The organism is Arthrobacter sp. SAFR-044, from assembly GCF_059414985.1.
Genome location: NZ_JBPFDN010000015.1, coordinates 19,953 through 36,885 on the forward strand (window position 1 = coordinate 19,953; position 16,933 = coordinate 36,885).

General features: G+C 67.0%; 16 protein-coding genes. All 16 read right to left on the minus strand.

Annotation, left to right across the window (positions count from 1 at the left end):
* Positions 1-10: 10 nt before the first annotated feature.
* A complete protein-coding gene (locus tag ACR65J_RS18555; protein WP_440171829.1) occupies positions 11-937 on the minus strand; it encodes an RluA family pseudouridine synthase in 927 nt (308 codons plus the stop codon).
* Complete coding sequence (lspA, locus tag ACR65J_RS18560) at positions 930-1,502, minus strand: signal peptidase II (protein ID WP_440171831.1); 573 nt, start codon at positions 1,500-1,502, stop codon at positions 930-932. The genes ACR65J_RS18555 and lspA overlap by 8 nt, the downstream gene beginning before the upstream one ends.
* 94 nt (positions 1,503-1,596) lie before the next feature.
* Positions 1,597-2,283: a DivIVA domain-containing protein gene (locus tag ACR65J_RS18565; RefSeq protein ID WP_440171833.1), complete on the minus strand. Its 687-nt coding sequence runs from the start codon at positions 2,281-2,283 to the stop codon at positions 1,597-1,599.
* Between the two features lie 175 nt (positions 2,284-2,458).
* The gene (locus tag ACR65J_RS18570; protein ID WP_440171835.1) at positions 2,459-2,746 is read right to left on the minus strand and encodes a YggT family protein; all 288 of its coding nucleotides are present in this window, start codon (positions 2,744-2,746) and stop codon (positions 2,459-2,461) included.
* Between the two features lie 135 nt (positions 2,747-2,881).
* Positions 2,882-3,412, minus strand: coding sequence for a cell division protein SepF (locus ACR65J_RS18575; protein ID WP_142121297.1), 531 nt, complete (start codon positions 3,410-3,412; stop codon positions 2,882-2,884).
* 90 nt (positions 3,413-3,502) lie between these two features.
* The gene (locus ACR65J_RS18580; RefSeq protein ID WP_440171837.1) at positions 3,503-4,264 is read right to left on the minus strand and encodes a YggS family pyridoxal phosphate-dependent enzyme; all 762 of its coding nucleotides are present in this window, start codon (positions 4,262-4,264) and stop codon (positions 3,503-3,505) included.
* Complete coding sequence (locus tag ACR65J_RS18585) at positions 4,257-4,946, minus strand: purine nucleoside phosphorylase YfiH/LACC1 family protein (protein WP_440171839.1); 690 nt, start codon at positions 4,944-4,946, stop codon at positions 4,257-4,259. The genes ACR65J_RS18580 and ACR65J_RS18585 overlap by 8 nt, the downstream gene beginning before the upstream one ends.
* A gap of 8 nt (positions 4,947-4,954) precedes the next feature.
* Positions 4,955-6,208, minus strand: a complete 1,254-nt coding sequence (gene ftsZ / locus ACR65J_RS18590) for a cell division protein FtsZ (RefSeq protein WP_440171841.1) — start codon at positions 6,206-6,208, stop codon at positions 4,955-4,957.
* A 184-nt stretch (positions 6,209-6,392) separates the two neighbouring features.
* A complete protein-coding gene (locus ACR65J_RS18595) occupies positions 6,393-7,316 on the minus strand; it encodes a cell division protein FtsQ/DivIB (RefSeq protein ID WP_440171843.1) in 924 nt (307 codons plus the stop codon).
* Complete coding sequence (gene murC, locus ACR65J_RS18600; protein WP_440171845.1) at positions 7,309-8,685, minus strand: UDP-N-acetylmuramate--L-alanine ligase; 1,377 nt, start codon at positions 8,683-8,685, stop codon at positions 7,309-7,311. Before murC ends, ACR65J_RS18595 begins: the two co-directional genes overlap by 8 nt.
* A complete protein-coding gene (gene murG, locus ACR65J_RS18605; RefSeq protein ID WP_440171846.1) occupies positions 8,682-9,782 on the minus strand; it encodes an undecaprenyldiphospho-muramoylpentapeptide beta-N-acetylglucosaminyltransferase in 1,101 nt (366 codons plus the stop codon). Before murG ends, murC begins: the two co-directional genes overlap by 4 nt.
* 6 nt (positions 9,783-9,788) lie before the next feature.
* Positions 9,789-11,123, minus strand: a complete 1,335-nt coding sequence (ftsW, locus tag ACR65J_RS18610; RefSeq protein WP_440171848.1) for a putative lipid II flippase FtsW — start codon at positions 11,121-11,123, stop codon at positions 9,789-9,791.
* Between the two features lie 2 nt (positions 11,124-11,125).
* Complete coding sequence (gene murD / locus ACR65J_RS18615) at positions 11,126-12,703, minus strand: UDP-N-acetylmuramoyl-L-alanine--D-glutamate ligase (RefSeq protein WP_440171850.1); 1,578 nt, start codon at positions 12,701-12,703, stop codon at positions 11,126-11,128.
* On the minus strand, positions 12,685-13,794 hold the full coding sequence (gene mraY / locus ACR65J_RS18620) for a phospho-N-acetylmuramoyl-pentapeptide-transferase (RefSeq protein WP_440171852.1): 1,110 nt from the start codon (positions 13,792-13,794) through the stop codon (positions 12,685-12,687). The genes murD and mraY overlap by 19 nt, the downstream gene beginning before the upstream one ends.
* Positions 13,791-15,254: a UDP-N-acetylmuramoyl-tripeptide--D-alanyl-D-alanine ligase gene (locus ACR65J_RS18625; protein ID WP_440171854.1), complete on the minus strand. Its 1,464-nt coding sequence runs from the start codon at positions 15,252-15,254 to the stop codon at positions 13,791-13,793. The genes mraY and ACR65J_RS18625 overlap by 4 nt, the downstream gene beginning before the upstream one ends.
* A 6-nt stretch (positions 15,255-15,260) precedes the next feature.
* Positions 15,261-16,892 carry a UDP-N-acetylmuramoyl-L-alanyl-D-glutamate--2,6-diaminopimelate ligase gene (locus ACR65J_RS18630; protein ID WP_440171856.1) on the minus strand — a complete coding sequence of 544 codons (1,632 nt, stop codon included), beginning with the start codon at positions 16,890-16,892 and terminating at the stop codon, positions 15,261-15,263.
* Between the last annotated feature and the right edge of the window lie 41 nt (positions 16,893-16,933).

A 16,933-nucleotide genomic window follows, 5' to 3' on the forward strand; every position in this document is an offset into this window, starting at 1 on the left:
GCCGGCCGTGTCAGGCCTGGCCCGACTCCAGCACTTCCAGGGCGTAGGAAAGGTCCTGCGGGTACTCGCTGGTGACCGTAACGCGCTCCCCCGTCACGGGGTGGTCAAAGGCCAGTTGGCGGGCGTGCAGCCACTGCCGCGTGAGCCCCAGGTTGGCGGCCAGGCGCGGATCGGCGCCGTAGGTCAGGTCGCCGGCGCAGGGGTGGCGGAGCGCGGAGAAGTGGACCCGGATCTGGTGGGTGCGGCCGGTTTCGAGGTGGACTTCAACCAGGCTGGCCTTGCCGAACGCCTCCAGGACTTCGTAATGGGTAACGGAGGGCCGCCCGTCCTCAATGACGGCGAAACGCCAGTCATGCCCGGGGTGGCGGCCGATGGGGGCGTCGATGGTTCCCGTCAAGGGATCGGGAAGGCCCTGCACCACCGCGTGATAGACCTTGTCAACGGTGCGCTCCTTGAAGGCTCGCTTGAGTGCGGTGTAGGCGCGCTCTGACTTGGCAACCACCATCACCCCGGAAGTGCCGACGTCGAGCCGGTGCACGATGCCTGCCCGCTCCGGGGCACCCGAGGTGGAGATGCGGTACCCGGCGGCGGCAAGCCCGCCCACCACGGTGGGCCCCACCCAGCCGGGCGAGGGATGGGCGGCCACGCCAACGGGTTTGTCGACGACGACGAAATCGTCGTCGTCGAGCAGGATATTCAGGCCTTCCACAGGTTCCTCCACGACTTCAAGCGGGTCCCGCCGTTCCGGGACGGTGACCTCGAGGGTGTCCCCGGCCACGAGTTTTGCCGATTTGCCCAGCGCCTTGCCCCGGTTCAGCACGTGCCCGTCCGCGAGAAGGGACGCGGCGACGGACCGGGAGACGCCCAGGAGGCCGGCCAGGCCGGCGTCCGCCCGCGCCCCCGCGTACTCCTCGGCGACGACGATGCGGTCAGTCATGGCCCGGGTTGCCCTTGTGTGCGCTCCCCAGCCGTGTTCCGTCCAGGGCGATCCCCCGGATGGTCAGGATGCAGATGATGGCGACGGCGGATACCACGGCGGAGTCGGCAATGTTGAAGATGGCGAAGTTGGGAAGCTGGATGAAGTCCACCACGTGTCCCATGCCGAAGGACGGCTCGCGGAAGAGCCGGTCGGTGAGGTTGCCCAGCGCCCCGCCAAGCAGAAGGCCCAAGGCAAGGGACCACCAGGCCGAGCCGAGCCGGCGGACCTGGAAAAGGATGGCGACGGCCACACCGGCCATAATGATGGAAAACACCCAGGTGACGTTCTCGCCGATGGAGAATGCCGCGCCCGAATTCCGGATGAAATACCAGTGCAGCAGGGGTGGCAGCACGGGGATCCGCTCCCCCTCCACCATGGTGGAGGTGACCCAGAGCTTGGTCAGCTGGTCCAGGACATAGGCGAAGACCGCGAACCCCGCGAACAGGGACAGCAGCACGGCCCGGCGGGGGCGCGGCGAGGGTGGGACAGGGCGTGCCGCGTCGGCGGCAAGATCGTCAGTCATGGTGCTTTCAATTCGGGAAATTTGGGTGTCAATGCCAAAAGCCGGTGGCCGAGGAATCCTCAGCCACCGGCTTTCAGAATACGTGCTGCCAGACTTAGTTGGCTTCGCTGACTTCCGGGGTCGCGACGGAGCCGCGGGCATCCAGGTCGCGCAGCTGGCCTTCGATGTAGGCCTTCAGGCGTGAACGGTAATCGCGTTCGAAGCCGCGGAGCTGCTCCACCTTGCGTTCCAGAACGGAGCGCTGCTGCTCCAGGGCACCGAGGATCTTGCGGGACTTTTCCTGGGCGTCGTTGACGAGGCTGCTGGCTTCGATCTGCGCTTCGGCGATGATCTTGTCCTTCTGGGCCTGGCCGTCGGCGACGTGGCGGTCGTGCATCTGCTGTGCCATGGCCAGCAGGCCTGCAGCAGACTCGGCGGAGGCAGTGGCGGCGGGAGCCGGCGCAGCGGGCGCGGCAGCGGCAGGGGCGGCCGGCTGGACGTCCTTCTTCTTGCTGGCTTCGGCAGCCTTCGCTTCGGCTTCCGCCTTCTCGCGGGCCTCGTCCTTGTCGGCCTTGACCGGCGCGGGGACCTTCTCCACCACGGGGGCGGCGGCGGAGCTTGCCGGAACGCTGGAACCTGCTTCGGCGAGCTTCTTGCGGAGCTCGTCGTTTTCCTGGTTCAGGCGGCGGAGTTCAACGACGATTTCGTCCAGGAAGTCGTCAACCTCGTCCTGGTCATAGCCCTCACGGAACTTGGTGGGCTGAAAGCGCTTGTTGACAACGTCTTCTGGCGTCAAAGCCATCTGGTCACCTCACTGGTCTGGTTAGTCAGTAGGCCTTCCGGCCGTCAAAACTAAGGTACCTAAATTTGGTCTGCTTACTCTAATTCAACACTGCGGTGTCAAACGGGAGGTTTCTTCGCTTTACAGTAGCTGTTCCGGGAAGGATCACACTGCATTGCGGGGTCTGGTGTGAAAGTCAGGCCAGGCCCCTGGTGACGCTCATCGCGATACTGACGCCGATGAACAGGATCAGGAAGCCCAGGTCCAGGGAGACTCCGCCCAGGCGAAGGGGCGGAATCAGCCGCCGCAGACCCTTGAGTGGCGGATCCGTGATGGAGTAGACGGCGTGTGCCACCACCAGGGCGGCGCCCCGCGGCCGCCATTCCCTCGCAAACATCTGCACCCAGTCGAACACCAGGCGAATGATGAGGCCCACGAAGAACAGCAGCAGGGCGAGATAGAGAAGTCCGAAAACAATTCCCATGACTTATTTCATATCTCCATATTCGTGCGGCCCGTCCGTTGCGGCGGCCGCTGTCGTCCTGCTGTTGTCACGTCTATTTCAGCACAGATGCCAGACAGGTGTCCCTGTCTGGCATCTCCGTACAGCCTGTGGCGCTTAGCTTTGATTGAAGAAGCTGGCCTGTGTGTCGCTGGCTTTCTTGTCGTCACCGATCACTTCGACGTAGGACGGTGAAAGCAGGAACACCTTGTTGGTGACCCGTTCAATGCTCCCCCGCAGGCCGAAGACAAGGCCTGCCGAGAAGTCCACCAGGCGCTTTGCATCGGCCTCACCCATGTCCGTCACGTTCATGATCACCGGAATGCCGTCCCGGAAGCTCTCACCGATGAGCTTGGCATCGTTGTACGAGCGGGGATGGATGGTGGTGATCTGGCGCAGGCCGGTGTTCTCTTCGCGGCTCGATGCCGCGCGCTTAATGGGGGTCACAGGGGCGCGGTATTCCTCTTCAGGGGCATAGGACGCCTCGCGGCTGACTTCGCGGACCGGTGCCGGAGCACGGCGTTCCTCGCGGTCAACTTCCATGGGTTCGTCCTCATCCTTACGTGTGGTCTGTTGCTCGGACTCGTAATGCTCATCGCCGTCGGCGAGCCCAAGATAGATCATTGTCTTGCGCAGAGCGCCGGCCATGGTCGACTCCTAATCGTGTCCCGTAAGCGGGCCGCCCAATGATTTGACAGCACTGGAGTCCCCCGCCCATCACTTCCAATAGGACCGACGCTACCCCACGGCAGGACGGGAACCGAGAATATCGGAACCGATTCGCAGGTGTGTCGCTCCGAACCTGACGGCAGCCTCCAGGTCCTGGCTCATGCCTGCCGAGATCGCTGCCGCACCCGGATGCTGCGTCACGAGCCGGGCCGAAATTTCCGCAAGCTTTTCGAACGCCGGTTCCGGCGGCGCTCCCAGCGGTGCAACTGCCATGACGCCGGCCAGGTTCAGGCTGTCAGCCCCGGCGATCCGTTCTGCCAGGAGGGGCACGTCGGCGGGGGTTGCCCCGCCGCGGTGCGTGCCGCCGTCGTCACTGCGTCCGTCCTCCTCGAGGCTGACCTGGATGAAGCAGTCCATCCGGGCGCGGCCGCCGGCGTCCATCTCGTTCCGCACTGCCTTTGCCAGGGCATCGACAAGCTGCGGGCGGTCCACCGAATGGACCGCGGCGGCGTACCGCGCAACGGATTTGGCCTTCTTGGTCTGCAGCTGGCCAACGAAGTGCCAGGTCAGGGCAAGGTCTGCCAGCTCCAGCGCCTTGGCCGCGGCCTCCTGGTCCCGGTTCTCGCCGACGTCGGTGACCCCGAGGGCCGCCAGCCGCCGGACGTCCTCTGCCGGGTGGAACTTGGTGACCACGATCAACGACGGCGGGCGGTCACTGCGCCCCGCACTTTCGGATGCCGCGGCGATCCGCTTCCGCACCGCGGCGAGCCTTTCGGCAAGCTCTGCGCTGCGGGAATCATTCCCCTGGTTCTTGGCTGGCCGATCAGTCATGGCACCAGACCAGTCCGGCGAAGCGGCCCGTGTTCCGGTTCCGGCGGTACGAATAGAGCGTGTCCGTCTCAAGCGTGCAGGGACCCGCATACTCCACCGGCACCCCGAGAGCCTCCAACTGTGCCCGGGCGCCGGCCGGAAGGTCCAGCGCCGGCGTCCCCCACGTAGTGGTGCTCCACGTTGCTGGAACCAGCGCCGACACCTCATCGCGCAGGGCGGCAGGGACTTCGTAGCAGGACCCGCAGATTGAGGGGCCCAGCCAGGCCCGGATCCGGGATGCGCCAAGGGACTTCATGCTGTCCACGGCAGCCGGGAGGACACCGTTTGCGATACCGGGGCGGCCGGCATGCGCGGCGGCAAGGACGGGTCCGTTCCCGGACTCCCCCGCCAGCAGCACCGGAATGCAGTCCGCCACCATGACAGCCAAGGGAAGGCCACGGGAGACCATGGCATCAGCTTCAGGGGCAGGTGAGCCGCTGTCCATGACGGCCACGGTGTTGCCGTGGACCTGGTTCATGAAGCGCAGCGAGCCGGGCACCGCGGCGATGGACTGTTCCAGGCGCGACCGGCGCTCCTGGACCGCGGCGGGATGGTCCCCCACATGCAGGGCAAGGTTTCCCGCACCCGCATCGGTAAATGCGGCCGACACCCCGGGCAGGATGTCGGCGCGCCAATGGAACAAGCCGCTGCCTACTTCAGGAAGTCGGGGACATCCAGGTCGTCCGGGTGGGTGCCGGTCAGGTCCGGCTCCACCACGGACGGCAGGTCGACGTCGAAGCCGGAGTCGGCCGGAACGGCCTGCGGACGCTGCTGCCCCCAGTTGCTGAGTCCTGCTGCGCCGACACCGGCGTGGATCGGCTGGACGTTCTGCTGGTGGTTACCGTTGCCCTGGTGGTTTCCGCCCTGGGGGTGGGCCGAGGCGGGAGCAACAGCAGGGGCGGCTGGCCGCTGGGGTGCGGCCTGCGGCTGGGACTGGTCCATGGAGGGCGAGGTGGCCTTGACGTCGTCGAAGCCGGCGGCGATCACGGTGACGCGTGCTTCGTCCCCCAGGGCGTCGTCGATGACGGCACCGAAAATAATGTTCGCCTCGGGGTGGGCCACTTCCTGGACCAGCCGGGCGGCCTCGTTGATCTCGAACAGGCCCAGGTCCGAACCGCCCTGGATGGACAGCAGCACGCCGTGCGCGCCGTCGATGGATGCTTCCAGCAGCGGCGAGGCGATGGCCAGTTCGGCCGCCTTCACGGCGCGGTCTTCGCCGCGGGCCGAACCGATGCCCATAAGGGCGGAGCCGGCTCCCTGCATGACGGACTTAACATCCGCGAAGTCAAGGTTGATCAGGCCCGGGGTGGTGATGAGGTCGGTGATGCCCTGGACGCCGGACAGCAGGACCTGGTCCGCCGAGCGGAACGCGTCAAGGACGGACACGTTGCGGTCGCTGATGGAGAGCAGGCGGTCGTTGGGGATCACGATCAGGGTGTCCACCTCGTCGCGCAGGGCATCGATGCCTGCCTCGGCCGAACCGGCACGCCGGCGGCCCTCGAAGGTGAAGGGGCGGGTGACCACGCCAATGGTCAGGGCACCAAGCGAACGTGCGATCCGGGCGACGACGGGCGCGCCGCCGGTGCCCGTGCCGCCGCCTTCACCGGCGGTGACGAAGACCATGTCGGCGCCGCGGAGGACTTCCTCGATCTCGTCCGCGTGGTCCTCGGCGGCCTGCTTGCCCACCTCGGGGTTGGCGCCGGCACCCAGGCCACGGGTCAGCTCGCGTCCTACGTCGAGCTTCACGTCGGCGTCGCTCATGAGCAGGGCCTGGGCGTCGGTGTTGATGGCGATGAACTCAACACCCCTGAGGCCGACCTCGATCATGCGGTTGACTGCGTTCACGCCACCGCCGCCGATGCCGACGACTTTGATGACGGCCAAGTAATTCTGCGGAGCTGCCACGTTACGTGTCCCTTGTTCGTGTCTTATTGCGAAAACTGATGGAGAGCTTGAAACCTTCAACCCTAACCCTCCAGTTGAAGGTTATAGTTATGTCAAGTAACTCTTGTCTGTGACGGTATTTCCTCTGGTTCCGACATTCAATAACCGGGTCCGCGTGTCGGATTAATACCGGGAAAGAAAGCGCTCAGCGCGTCACGGGGTGCCGGGGCACACTGACATCGTAGACCCTGACGGGGTTCTTGGGATCCGCCGGAGCCTTGAGGAGAGCGGCCAGGACCTTGGCCTTAAGTTCCTTCTCGGAGGCGTTGCCCCACACGATGGTCTGGCCGTCAACCAGCTTGAGTTCCACGGCGTCCACGGACTGCGCGGAGGCATTGGAAAGCTTGGCCAGGACGTCGGCAGGCAGGGCACCCAGCACTGCGGCCGTGGCGCGGAACAGGTCCTGGCCGATGGCGCCGGCACCGCCGTCGATGACCGGCAGCGATGCCGTCGCAGGATCGTCGGTGGTGGCCAGCTGGACGCCGTCGACGTCCACCAGCTGGTACTGCTCCCCCTGCTTGACCAGTGCAACCGGCACCCGCTCATGCACGGCAACGGCAAGGGTCGACGGCGGCCGCGCCTCGACGGATACGGATTTGATCTGGACCAGGGAGCCCAGGAGCCCCCGGACGTCGTCGTCGGCGATCTGGGGCAGCGGCTTGCCGCGAAGGGGTTCCAGTGCTGTCTGCACTTGGGCAGGTGTGACGAAACGCGTGCCCGTCACGGAAATGGTCTGCAGGGCGAGGACCGGCGAATAGATGGCGGCTGCCAGCAGCCCCACCACCAGCGCAAGCACCGTTCCGGCAGCGATCAGGACTTTCTTCCTGCGGCGCCGTCCTTTGGGCTCGGGGAACGCCAGTACCGTCGCCCCGGAAGGTTTCCCGGCCTTCGCCGGCTTGTGCACCGCCTGGTCCGGGACGCTGCGGGATGCTGTGATCACGTCACCGCCGGCGGGGCTGTCCGCCGTACCAGATGGTCGCGGCTCTGTCTTGGCGCTGCTCGCGGGCGCCGCGGCGGGGCTGGCATTCCGCTTGGGCGGGGCGTAGGTGGGACGGCGGGAGCTAGGCATGCAGCGCCTCCACGATCCGGGGCCCGTAGGCCGTGACGTCACCCGCGCCGACCGTGAGGACTACGTCCCCGTCGGCCGCGGCTTTGGCCAGGGTTTCGACGGCGTCAGCTGCACTTGCCAGCCGGCCGCCTTCATTGAGGTGGTCGGCGATGAGCTGGCTGGTGACGCCCGGGATGGGATCCTCCCTGGCAGGGTAGATATCGAGGACCAGGGCGGTATCGGCAAGGTTGAGGGCGTCGGCGAACTGGGCTGCGAACTCACGGGTGCGGGAGAACAGGTGCGGCTGGAACAGGACGTGCACCTTGTGGCCGCCGGCTACCGAACGGGCTGCCGTGAGCGCCGCACGGACTTCCGTGGGGTGGTGGGCGTAGTCGTCGAAGACCCGGACGCCGCGCACCGATCCCTTGAGTTCGAAGCGGCGCGATGCGCCGGCGAAATGGGCCAGGCCCGCGGCCGCGGCCACCGGGTCCACGCCGAGTTCAAGGGCCACGGCAAAGGCGGCAGCGGCGTTCAGGGCGTTGTGGCGTCCCGGTACCTGCAGCGACAGCGCGTACCGGGCACCATGCGCCGACACCGCGACATTGCCGGGGCCGTCGTCGTAAAGCCGGACGTCCGCCGCCTCATTGGTGCCGTACAGGACCACCCGGGTGTTGCCCCTGGTCCTGGTCCGCTCTGCGAGGGCCAACGCTCCGGCGTCGTCCGCGCAGGCCACCAGGAGGCCGTCGGCCGGCAGCAGCGCCGTGAAGCGGTCAAAGGACTCGTACACGGCCTCGGCGGTGCCGTAGTAGTCAAGGTGGTCTGGCTCCACGTTGGTGACGACCGCGATGCGGGGCCTGTAGTTCAGGAAGGACCCGTCGGATTCATCCGCTTCGGCGACGAAGATGCCGGACGTGCCGTTGGCTGCGTTGACGCCGAGGGCGGGGATGTTGGCGCCCACCGCAAAAGAAGGATCCAGCCCGGCCGCCCGCAGCAGCACGGTGACCATGGACGTGGTGGTCGACTTGCCATGCGTGCCGGCGACGGTGACGACGGTGTCATCGCCCATGGTGGCTGCCAGCGCCTGGGACCGGTGCAGCACCGGCAGGCCCGCACGCTGCGCTGCCGCCAGTTCGGGATTGTCCCCGCGGATCGCCGAACCCGCCACCACGGTCTGCGCGTCACCGAGGTTCCCGGCGGCGTAACCAACGCAGATCCGCGCGCCGGCCGCGGCAAGGTCCGCCATGACGGGCAGGTCCTTGGCGTCGGAGCCGCTGACCGGGACACCGCGCGCCACCATGATGCGGGCCACGGCGGACATTCCTACTCCCCCAATGCCGATGAAGTGCACCTTGCCAAGGGATTCCAAGCGGGGGGTGTTGTGGGGGTTCATGCAGATACCGCTTCCAGGACAAGACCAGCCATGCGCTGGTCGGCGTTTCGGATGCCGAGCCGGTAGGACTTGGCTTCCATGGCGGCAAGCCGGGCCTTATCGGTGACCAGAGGAACCAGCTCGCGCTCAACCCATTCCGGGGTGAAGTCGCGGTCGTCCACCAGCACCGCGCCGCCTGCGGCAACCAGGCCCGCCGCGTTCAGTGCCTGCTCCCCGTTCCCAATGGGAAGGGGCACCAGGACCGCCGGGACGCCGACGGCGGCAACTTCGCACACGGTGGCAGCCCCCGACCGGGCCAGCAACAGGTCGGCCGCAGCGTAGGCAAGTTCCATGCCGTCGATGTACTCCACCTGCCGGTAGCCCTTCGCGGCCAGGGGTTGGCCGGCCTCGTCCAGGACGGTCTTTCCCCGGCCGGTGACGTGGAGTGTCTGGATACCGGCGTCCGCAAGGAGGGCAACGGAGGCTGCGATTGTCCGGTTGATGCTCTGCGCGCCGGAGGACCCGCCGGTGACGATCAGGGTGGGCCGGTGGGGATCCAGTCCAAGGGCCTCGCGGGCGGCGGTGCGCGCACTCTTCCGGTCCAGGCCGGAAATCTCCTTGCGCATCGGCATGCCCACGTGCACGGCGTTGGGAAGCGGAGTTTCCTCGAAGGCCACGGCAACCCGGCCTTTCAGGAAGGCACCTACCCGGTTGGCCAGTCCCGGCCGGGCGTTGGCCTCATGGATCACCAGGGGTATGCCGCGCTTCCGCGCCGCAAGGTACATGGGGGTGCAGACGTAGCCGCCTACGCCCACCAGCACGTCGGCCTGGGCACGGTCCAGGATGGCGCCGGCCTGCCGGACTGCGCCGGCCAGCCGGGCCGGCAGGCGCAGCAGGTCACCGGAGGGTTTGCGGGGAAAAGGCACCCGGTCGATCGTGGCCAGCTGGACGCCGGCAGCGGGAACCAGCCGGGTCTCCATTCCCGACGGCGTTCCTACCGCCAGGATTGAAGCCTCCGGGGCCTCGCTGCGAAGGGCCGCGGCGATGGCGAGCAACGGACTGATATGGCCGGCTGTTCCGCCACCGGCCAGGACGATGGAAGGTTGTGTCGGAGTCATCTGGGGTTAGGCACGCTTTCTGGAATTCTTTGGTTGGTTCTTGTCCCGCCCTGGCCGGCCCTTGAACTTCAGCATCCGCTTGGGGCGCATGGCGGGAGCCATCTGCTCCCGGGCCAGGGACAGGACCACGCCCACTGCGCAGAGTGACATCAGCAGGGCCGAACCGCCGTAGGAAATGAATGGCAACGGAACACCGATGACAGGCATGAGGCCGGTGACCACGGACATGTTCACCGTGGCCTGGCCCAGCAGCCAGACCATGATGGTGCCGGCAAGGACCCGGTGGAACATGTCCTCCTGTGCCACCACCACGCGGTAAATGGCAGCGCCCAGGATGGCGAAGAGGACCAGGACGACGACGGTTCCCACCAGGCCGAGTTCCTCGCCGATGATGGCGAAGATGAAGTCGTTGTGGGCTTCGGGGATCCAGCTGTACTTCTGGCGGCTCTGCCCCAGGCCCACGCCCAGCCAGCCTCCGGAGGCGAGGCCGTACATGCCGTTGGTGGCCTGGTAGTTGGCGTCGATGCCGTCGGCACAGGACTGCCCGGTCCACCAGGAGGTGATGCGGCACATGCGGTTGGAGCTGGTGACGGCCATGACCGCGGTGCCGGCAGCGGCGATGATGCCTGCGATGCCGAAGAGGTAGAGGGGAACGCCGGCGAAGAACAGGGCCGCCGCCATGATCATCATGATGATCATGGCCGTGCCCAGGTCGTTGCCCACCAGGATCAGCACGATGACGATGGCCGCCATCGGAACGGCGGGCACCAGCACGTGCTGCCACCGGCTCAGCAGCTTGCCCTTCCTGGCCAGCACGGTGGCCAGCCACAGGGCCAGGGCCAGCTTGGCCGCCTCGGACGGCTGGAAGGTGATGCCGCCCAGGTCGATCCAGTTCCGGTTGCCGTTGATCTCGTCGCCTACCACCTGGACCAGGCCCAGGAGGAGCACGGCAACTCCGACGGCGGGCCACGCGAGCCGCTTCAGCCAGACCACGTTGACGCGTGAGAGCACGAACATGGTGAAGATGCCGATCGCGGCAAAGACGCCCTGCTTCAGGGCATCACCGTAGGGGGACTTTCCGGCGGCGATCGATTCGACGCTGGAGGCCGAGAGGACCATCATGATCCCAATGGCCGTCAAGGCCAGGGTCGCGCCCAGGATGAGGTAGTAGGTGGAGCCGTTCCGGGACTTGCCCGTGCCCTCCAGCGCCGACCAGAACCCGCGGTAGATGGTGCGCAGTTTGGCACCGGCTTCAGCAGGCTGCCGGATGGCGGTGGAGCCGGGGCGCGGTTTGGCACCCTTGGGCTTAACACCCTGCTGCCGGGTGGGCGTGCTGACCATTGTTACTCCTCGCCGGTCTGGGCCTGCCCTTCCACCAGCTCGCGGACAGCATCGATGAAAGTACCACCACGGTGAGCGTAGGAAGAGAACTGATCCATGGAAGCAGCTGCCGGAGCCATGAGCACGGTATCGCCGGATTCGGCGAGCCGGGCTGCCGACGCAACGGCCCAGGACATCACCTGTTCTCCGTTGCCGGGGGTACCGGCAGTGGTGCCGCCGGGCGCCGAAGCAGTCTCCACTCCTTCAGTGTCACCTGCCCCCGGTTCGATCACCGGGACATCCGGGGCGTGTCGCTGGAGGGCTTCCCGGAGCTGCGAGGTGTCCGTTCCGATCAGGACCACGGCCTTGAGCCGCGCTGCGTGATCACGCACCAGGTCGTCATAGCTCACGCCCTTCGAGAGGCCGCCGGCAATCCAGACCACCTTGCTGAAGGCCGACAGGGACGCCGACGCGGCATGGGGATTGGTGGCTTTGGAGTCATTGACCCACAGGACCCCGTCCAGACGGGCCACGGGTTGGATGCGGTGGTCGCCGGGCACGTAATCGAGGATGCCCTGGCGCACCGCCTTGGCCTCCACCCCGTAGGCCCGCACCAAACCGGCAGCGGCAAGGGCATTGGCAACCATGTGGCGCGGGGCCAGCGGTCCAAGGTCGGCCATCGAGGCAAGCTCGGCTGCGCTGTCCCTGCGTTCTTCGATGAACGCCCGGTCCACCAGCAGCCCCTCCACCACTCCGAGCATGCTGATGGCCGGCGTCAGCGTGGTGAAGGCGACGGCGCGGCAGCCTTCGACCACGTCGGCGTTCTCCACCATGCGCTCGGTTTCCACCTGCTCAGCGTTGTAGATGCAGGCTTTCTGCGTGCGTTCGTAAACCTTGGCCTTGTCCGCCAGGTAGGAATCATAGGAGCCGTGCCAGTCGACATGGTCCTCGGCTACGTTGAGGCAAACGCTGGCAACAGGCGACACCGATTCCGCCCAGTGCAGCTGGAAGCTGGAAAGCTCCACCGCGAAGACGTCGTACTCCACGGGATCGCGAAGGGCATCAAGGATGGGGGTGCCCACGTTGCCCACAGCGATGGCCTTGAGTCCGGCGGCCCGCAGCATCGATTCCGTGAGTCCCACCGTGGTGGTCTTGCCGTTGGTACCTGTGATGGCCAGCCAGTCCGCCGTCTTCCGGCCTTCCCTGACCCGTACGCGCCAGGCCAGTTCGACGTCGCCCCACACCGGAATGTGCTTCCGTGCCGCAGCCGCCAGCAGTGCCTGGTCGGGACGCCAGCCCGGCGAGGTCACAATCAGTTCCGGCAGTTCGCCGTCGATCCGCGGGAGGTGGGTTACCGCGTCAGGGCCCAGCAGCACGTCGGCGGCGCCGACGATTTTCAGGGTATCGGCGTGTGCACGCGCGGGGTCGCTGGTGGCGGCGTCCACCACCACCACGCGGGCGCCGAGCTCGATCAGGGTGTCCGCGGCCGCGAAGCCGGAGACTCCGATGCCCGTCACGACGACGCGCAGGCCGGCCCAGTCGGAGTCCCAGGAAACAAGGTTTGCCAGGCGGGGGGAAACGGTCACAGCAGTACAACCCATTCAGCGTAGAAGATGCCCAGGCCAACGGCGACGAAGAGTCCGCCAAGGATCCAGAACCGGACAACGACGGTAACCTCGGCCCAGCCCTTCAATTCAAAGTGGTGCTGCAGCGGCGCCATCTTGAACACACGTTTCCCGCCGGTTGCCTTGAAGTAGCCCACCTGGATGATGACGGACAGCGTGATGAGCACGAAAAGCCCGCCCACGATGCCCAGCAGCAGTTCAGTGCGGGACAGGATGGCGAATCCAGCCACGGCTCCACCGATGGCCAGCGATCCGGTGTCGCCCATGAAGATCTTCGCCGGGGAGGTGTTCCACCAGAGGAAGCCCACCAGGGCGGCGCTGAGGATGGCGGCCAGGAGTGCCAGGTCCAACGGGTCCCTGACGGAGTAGCAGCCGCTTCCGGCCTCCCGCGGGGAACCGCAGGCCTGGTTGCTCTGCCAGATGCCCATGAGGGTGTAGGCGCCGAAGACCATGATGGAGGCTCCGGCCGCAAGGCCGTCCAGTCCGTCGGTAAGGTTCACGCCGTTGGTGGCGGCGGTAACGATGAGGTTGGACCAGATGACGAACAGGACCGCGCCAAGGACGGTGCCGCCGAAGGCGAGGTCAAGCCAGGGCAGGTCGCGGACCAGGGAAATCTTGGTTGACGCCGGCGTCAGCCCGGCGCTGTTTGGGAAATTCAAAGCCAGGACGGCGAAGATGATGCCGACCGCTGCCTGGAGGATGAGCTTGGCCTTGGCGTTCAGGCCCAGGCTGCGCTGCCGGGAGATCTTGATGAAATCGTCCAGGAAGCCCACCAGGCCCATGCCCACCATGAGGAACAGCAGGATGAGGGCCGAGGCCGAGGGCCCGGGCGAGTCCGGATTCATCAGCAGCATGATGAGGTGGGTGAGCCCGTAACTCAGAAGTACTGCGGCCACCACCACGGTGCCGCCCATGGTGGGCGTCCCGCGCTTGGTGTGGTGGGATGTGGGGCCGTCGTCTCGGATGAACTGGCCGTAGCCGCGGTGCACCAGCAGGCGGATGAAAAGCGGGGTCCCCACCAGGGCAAAGAGCAGGGCCAGGCCTGCGCCGATCAACAGAGCAATCACAGCAGAGTGCTCCTTTCGTCGGCAGGGGTCGGGGCTGGGGGTAATGCTATCCGATCGCCCAAATGGCGCAGTCCTACGCTGTTGGAGGACTTGAACAGCACCAGGTCGCCCGGCTCGAGTTCTGCGTCCAGGACGTCGTAGGCCTCATCGAGGGTCTCGGCGAAGAGGCATTCGTCGCCCCAGGATCCCTCCTGCACGGCCGATACATAGAGTGCCCGCGCTTCCCGGCCCACCACCAGCAGCCGTGCGATGTTGAGGCGGACAACCTGGGTGCCAACGGCAGTGTGCTCGCGGATGGAGTCCTCGCCGAGTTCCAGCATGGCGCCCAGCACCGCCCAGGTGCGCCGTCCCCGGCCAAGGTCGGCCAGGGTGCGAAGGGCGGCGCGCATCGATTCCGGGTTGGCGTTGTAGGCATCGTTGATGATGGTGACGCCGTCGGGCCGTTCGGTGCGTTCCATGCGCCAGCGGCTTGCGGCAGCCTGTTTGCTCAACGACTCAGCGATGTGGTCTCCGGGCACGCCTGCGGCCCAGGCCGCCGCGGCGGCTGCCAGCAGGTTCCCCACGTGGTGGGCTCCGATGAGCCTGCTGCTGACGTGGCGGGGAGCGGCGCCGTCGGGCAGCTGGAGGTCGAATTCGGGGCTGCCCTCGGCGTTGGTATCGGCGTTCAGCGCCTGCACCTGGGCGTCCTGGCGGCCTTCCGCGGAGAAGCCGAGGACCGTGGCCTGGGTACGGCTGCGCATGGCGGCGACGCGCTCGTCGTCGAGGTTGATGATGGCGGTTCCCCGGGCTGTCAGGCCTTCAACCATTTCGCCCTTGGCCAGCGCGATGTTTCCGACTCCGCCGAACTCGCCGGCGTGTGCGGTGCCTACTGCCAGGACCACTCCGATGTCCGGCTTGACCATCTCCGCGAGGTAGCGGATGTGCCCGATGCCGGTGGCCCCCATCTCAATGACCAGGTAGCGGGTTTCGGTGTCCGCCCGGAAAACCGTGAGCGGGACACCCACCTCGCCGTTGTAGGAGCCCTGGGGCGCCACGGTGTTGCCCTGCGTGGCCAGGATTCCGGCCAGCAGGTCCTTGGTGGTGGTTTTGCCGGCGGAACCGGTGATGCCAACCACTGTCAGCTGGCTGCCGGTTTCTGCACGGGCGGCGCGGATGCGGCGGACGGCTTCGGCTGCGAGGGCTCCCATCGCCAGCACGGCGTCGGGAACCACGATGGAAGGGTAGGCGGCGCCGTCGGGGCCTGCCGCGGGGCGCTCAACGAGTGCCAGGACCGCACCGGCAGCGAAGGCCGCGTCAATGAAATCATGGCCGTCGGCGTGCTCGCCCGGCTTTGCGACGTAAAGCGAACCCTGGATGGCTTCGCGTGAATCCGTCACCACCGAGAGGGGCGTGATTCCGGGATCGGCGTCCAGGCGCCCGCTGGTGATTTCGGCGATTTCCGCCGCAGTAAATGCAATCATCTCGGTCTAGGACTCTATCCGGTCGTCATGGAGAACGTTGAATCCCCTGGCTGTCAAGGCGGTGCGCAGCTCCACCCTGTCGTCCAGGGCGAGGTTCACGCCCTTCACTTCCTGCCATACCTCGTGGCCGCGGCCCGCGACGAGGATGGTGTCCTGGGGGCGCGCCACCGCTGCGGCATGCTGGATGGCCTCCGCGCGCGGGAAGACCTCCAGCAGCTCGGCACCCAAGGACTCCTGTTCAACGGCGTCGCGTGCCCCGGCCAGGACATCGGCGCGGATGGCTGCTGCGTCCTCGTCGTGCGGGTCGTCGTCGGTGATGATCACGGTGTCGGCGAGCCGGGCGGCGATGGCGCCCATTGCCGGGCGTTTGCCCTGGTCCCGCTGTCCCGTGGCGCCGAAAACGACGATGAGGCGCGAGTCCGGTTCCGGCGACCGGACCGCTTCCAAGGCCCGCGCCAGGGCATCGGTGTTGTGGGCGAAGTCCACCACGGCCGCGGGCCGTTCGGAGATCAGCTGCATGCGTCCGGGCACGGCGACGGTGAAGGGATCGGCCTGGTCCAGGGCTGCCTGAAGGTCGGCCAGGCCGACGCCGGACGCCAGCACCATGAGCACCGCCAGGGCGGCGTTGGCCACGTTGAAACTGCCAGGCAGCCCGGTGTGCACGTCCAGGACGGCGCCGTCCGGGCCAGTCAAGGTGAATTCGGTTCCCAGGCCGCGCGGTGAGGCAGCGGTGACTGTCCAGTCCGCCGGGTCCTTGCCCGTGGTGCTGAGGGTGGTGACCGGCACCTGGGCGGTGCCGGCCAGCCGCCGGCCCCACTCGTCGTCGACCGTTACAACTGCCTGCCGGGCACGGGCTGGAGTGAAAAGCTCTGCCTTGGTGGCGAAGTACTCTGCCATGGTGTTGTGCAGGTCCAGGTGGTCCTGCGTGAGGTTGGTGAATCCCGCCACGTCGAAGAGAAGTCCGTCCACCCGCTGGTACGAGATGGCATGCGAGGACACCTCCATGGCTGCGGCGTCGAGCCCGCGTTCGCGCATGAGGGCAATGAGGCCATGGACCTCAGGTGATTCCGGCGTGGTGAGGAGGCTGGGAATGGACTCCCCTCCGGCGAGGATCTCGATGGTCCCGATCAGCCCTGTCTGCCGTCCCAAAGCGCGCAGCAGCGAGGTGATGAAGTAGGTGGTGGTGGTCTTCCCGTTGGTGCCGGTGACACCGAAGAGCGGCAGCGGGCGTCCGTCTGCAGGCTGGCTCCGGTAGATCATGGCAGAGAGGGGGCCCACATCGTTGCGGGGGTTTTCGACGACGAGCACGGGGACGGGCGTGTCCGCGGCCAGGGCAATCAGGCGCGCGCCGGCGTCGTCCGTCAGAACGGCGGCGGCGCCGGCGCCGATGGCGTCCGTCACGAAGTCAGCGCCGTGCCTGCTGGCGCCCGGCAACGCCACGTAAAGGTCGCCCGGCTCCACAGTGCGCGAGTTGAGGGATATGCCTGTGATCTCCACGTCAGCAGCCGGAGCGGGCACGGCGACGCCAAGGGCCTGCCCGACGGCGGCCAGCGGGACGGGCGCAACGGCTGCGGGCCGGAAGCGGCCTGCACTTTCATCCCGGACAGCGTCGGCGCCGGGCGTGGTGAACTCTGACAAGGGAATCTCCGATGGTGCTAGTGCGTGCCCGGCATGGTTCG

Coding starts and splice junctions, on each gene's coding strand:
- lspA (WP_440171831.1), bottom strand. CDS start 1,502: ATGACTGACGATCTTGCCGCCGACGCGGCACGCCCTGTCCCACCCTCG.
- murG (WP_440171846.1), bottom strand. CDS start 9,782: ATGACTCCGACACAACCTTCCATCGTCCTGGCCGGTGGCGGAACAGCC.
- murC (WP_440171845.1), bottom strand. CDS start 8,685: ATGAACCCCCACAACACCCCCCGCTTGGAATCCCTTGGCAAGGTGCAC.
- ACR65J_RS18570 (WP_440171835.1), bottom strand. CDS start 2,746: ATGGGAATTGTTTTCGGACTTCTCTATCTCGCCCTGCTGCTGTTCTTC.
- ACR65J_RS18625 (WP_440171854.1), bottom strand. CDS start 15,254: ATGATTGCATTTACTGCGGCGGAAATCGCCGAAATCACCAGCGGGCGC.
- ACR65J_RS18580 (WP_440171837.1), bottom strand. CDS start 4,264: ATGACTGATCGGCCAGCCAAGAACCAGGGGAATGATTCCCGCAGCGCA.
- ACR65J_RS18595 (WP_440171843.1), bottom strand. CDS start 7,316: ATGCCTAGCTCCCGCCGTCCCACCTACGCCCCGCCCAAGCGGAATGCC.
- ftsW (WP_440171848.1), bottom strand. CDS start 11,123: ATGGTCAGCACGCCCACCCGGCAGCAGGGTGTTAAGCCCAAGGGTGCC.
- ACR65J_RS18565 (WP_440171833.1), bottom strand. CDS start 2,283: ATGGCTTTGACGCCAGAAGACGTTGTCAACAAGCGCTTTCAGCCCACC.
- murD (WP_440171850.1), bottom strand. CDS start 12,703: ATGGGTTGTACTGCTGTGACCGTTTCCCCCCGCCTGGCAAACCTTGTT.
- ACR65J_RS18555 (WP_440171829.1), bottom strand. CDS start 937: ATGACTGACCGCATCGTCGTCGCCGAGGAGTACGCGGGGGCGCGGGCG.
- ACR65J_RS18575 (WP_142121297.1), bottom strand. CDS start 3,412: ATGGCCGGCGCTCTGCGCAAGACAATGATCTATCTTGGGCTCGCCGAC.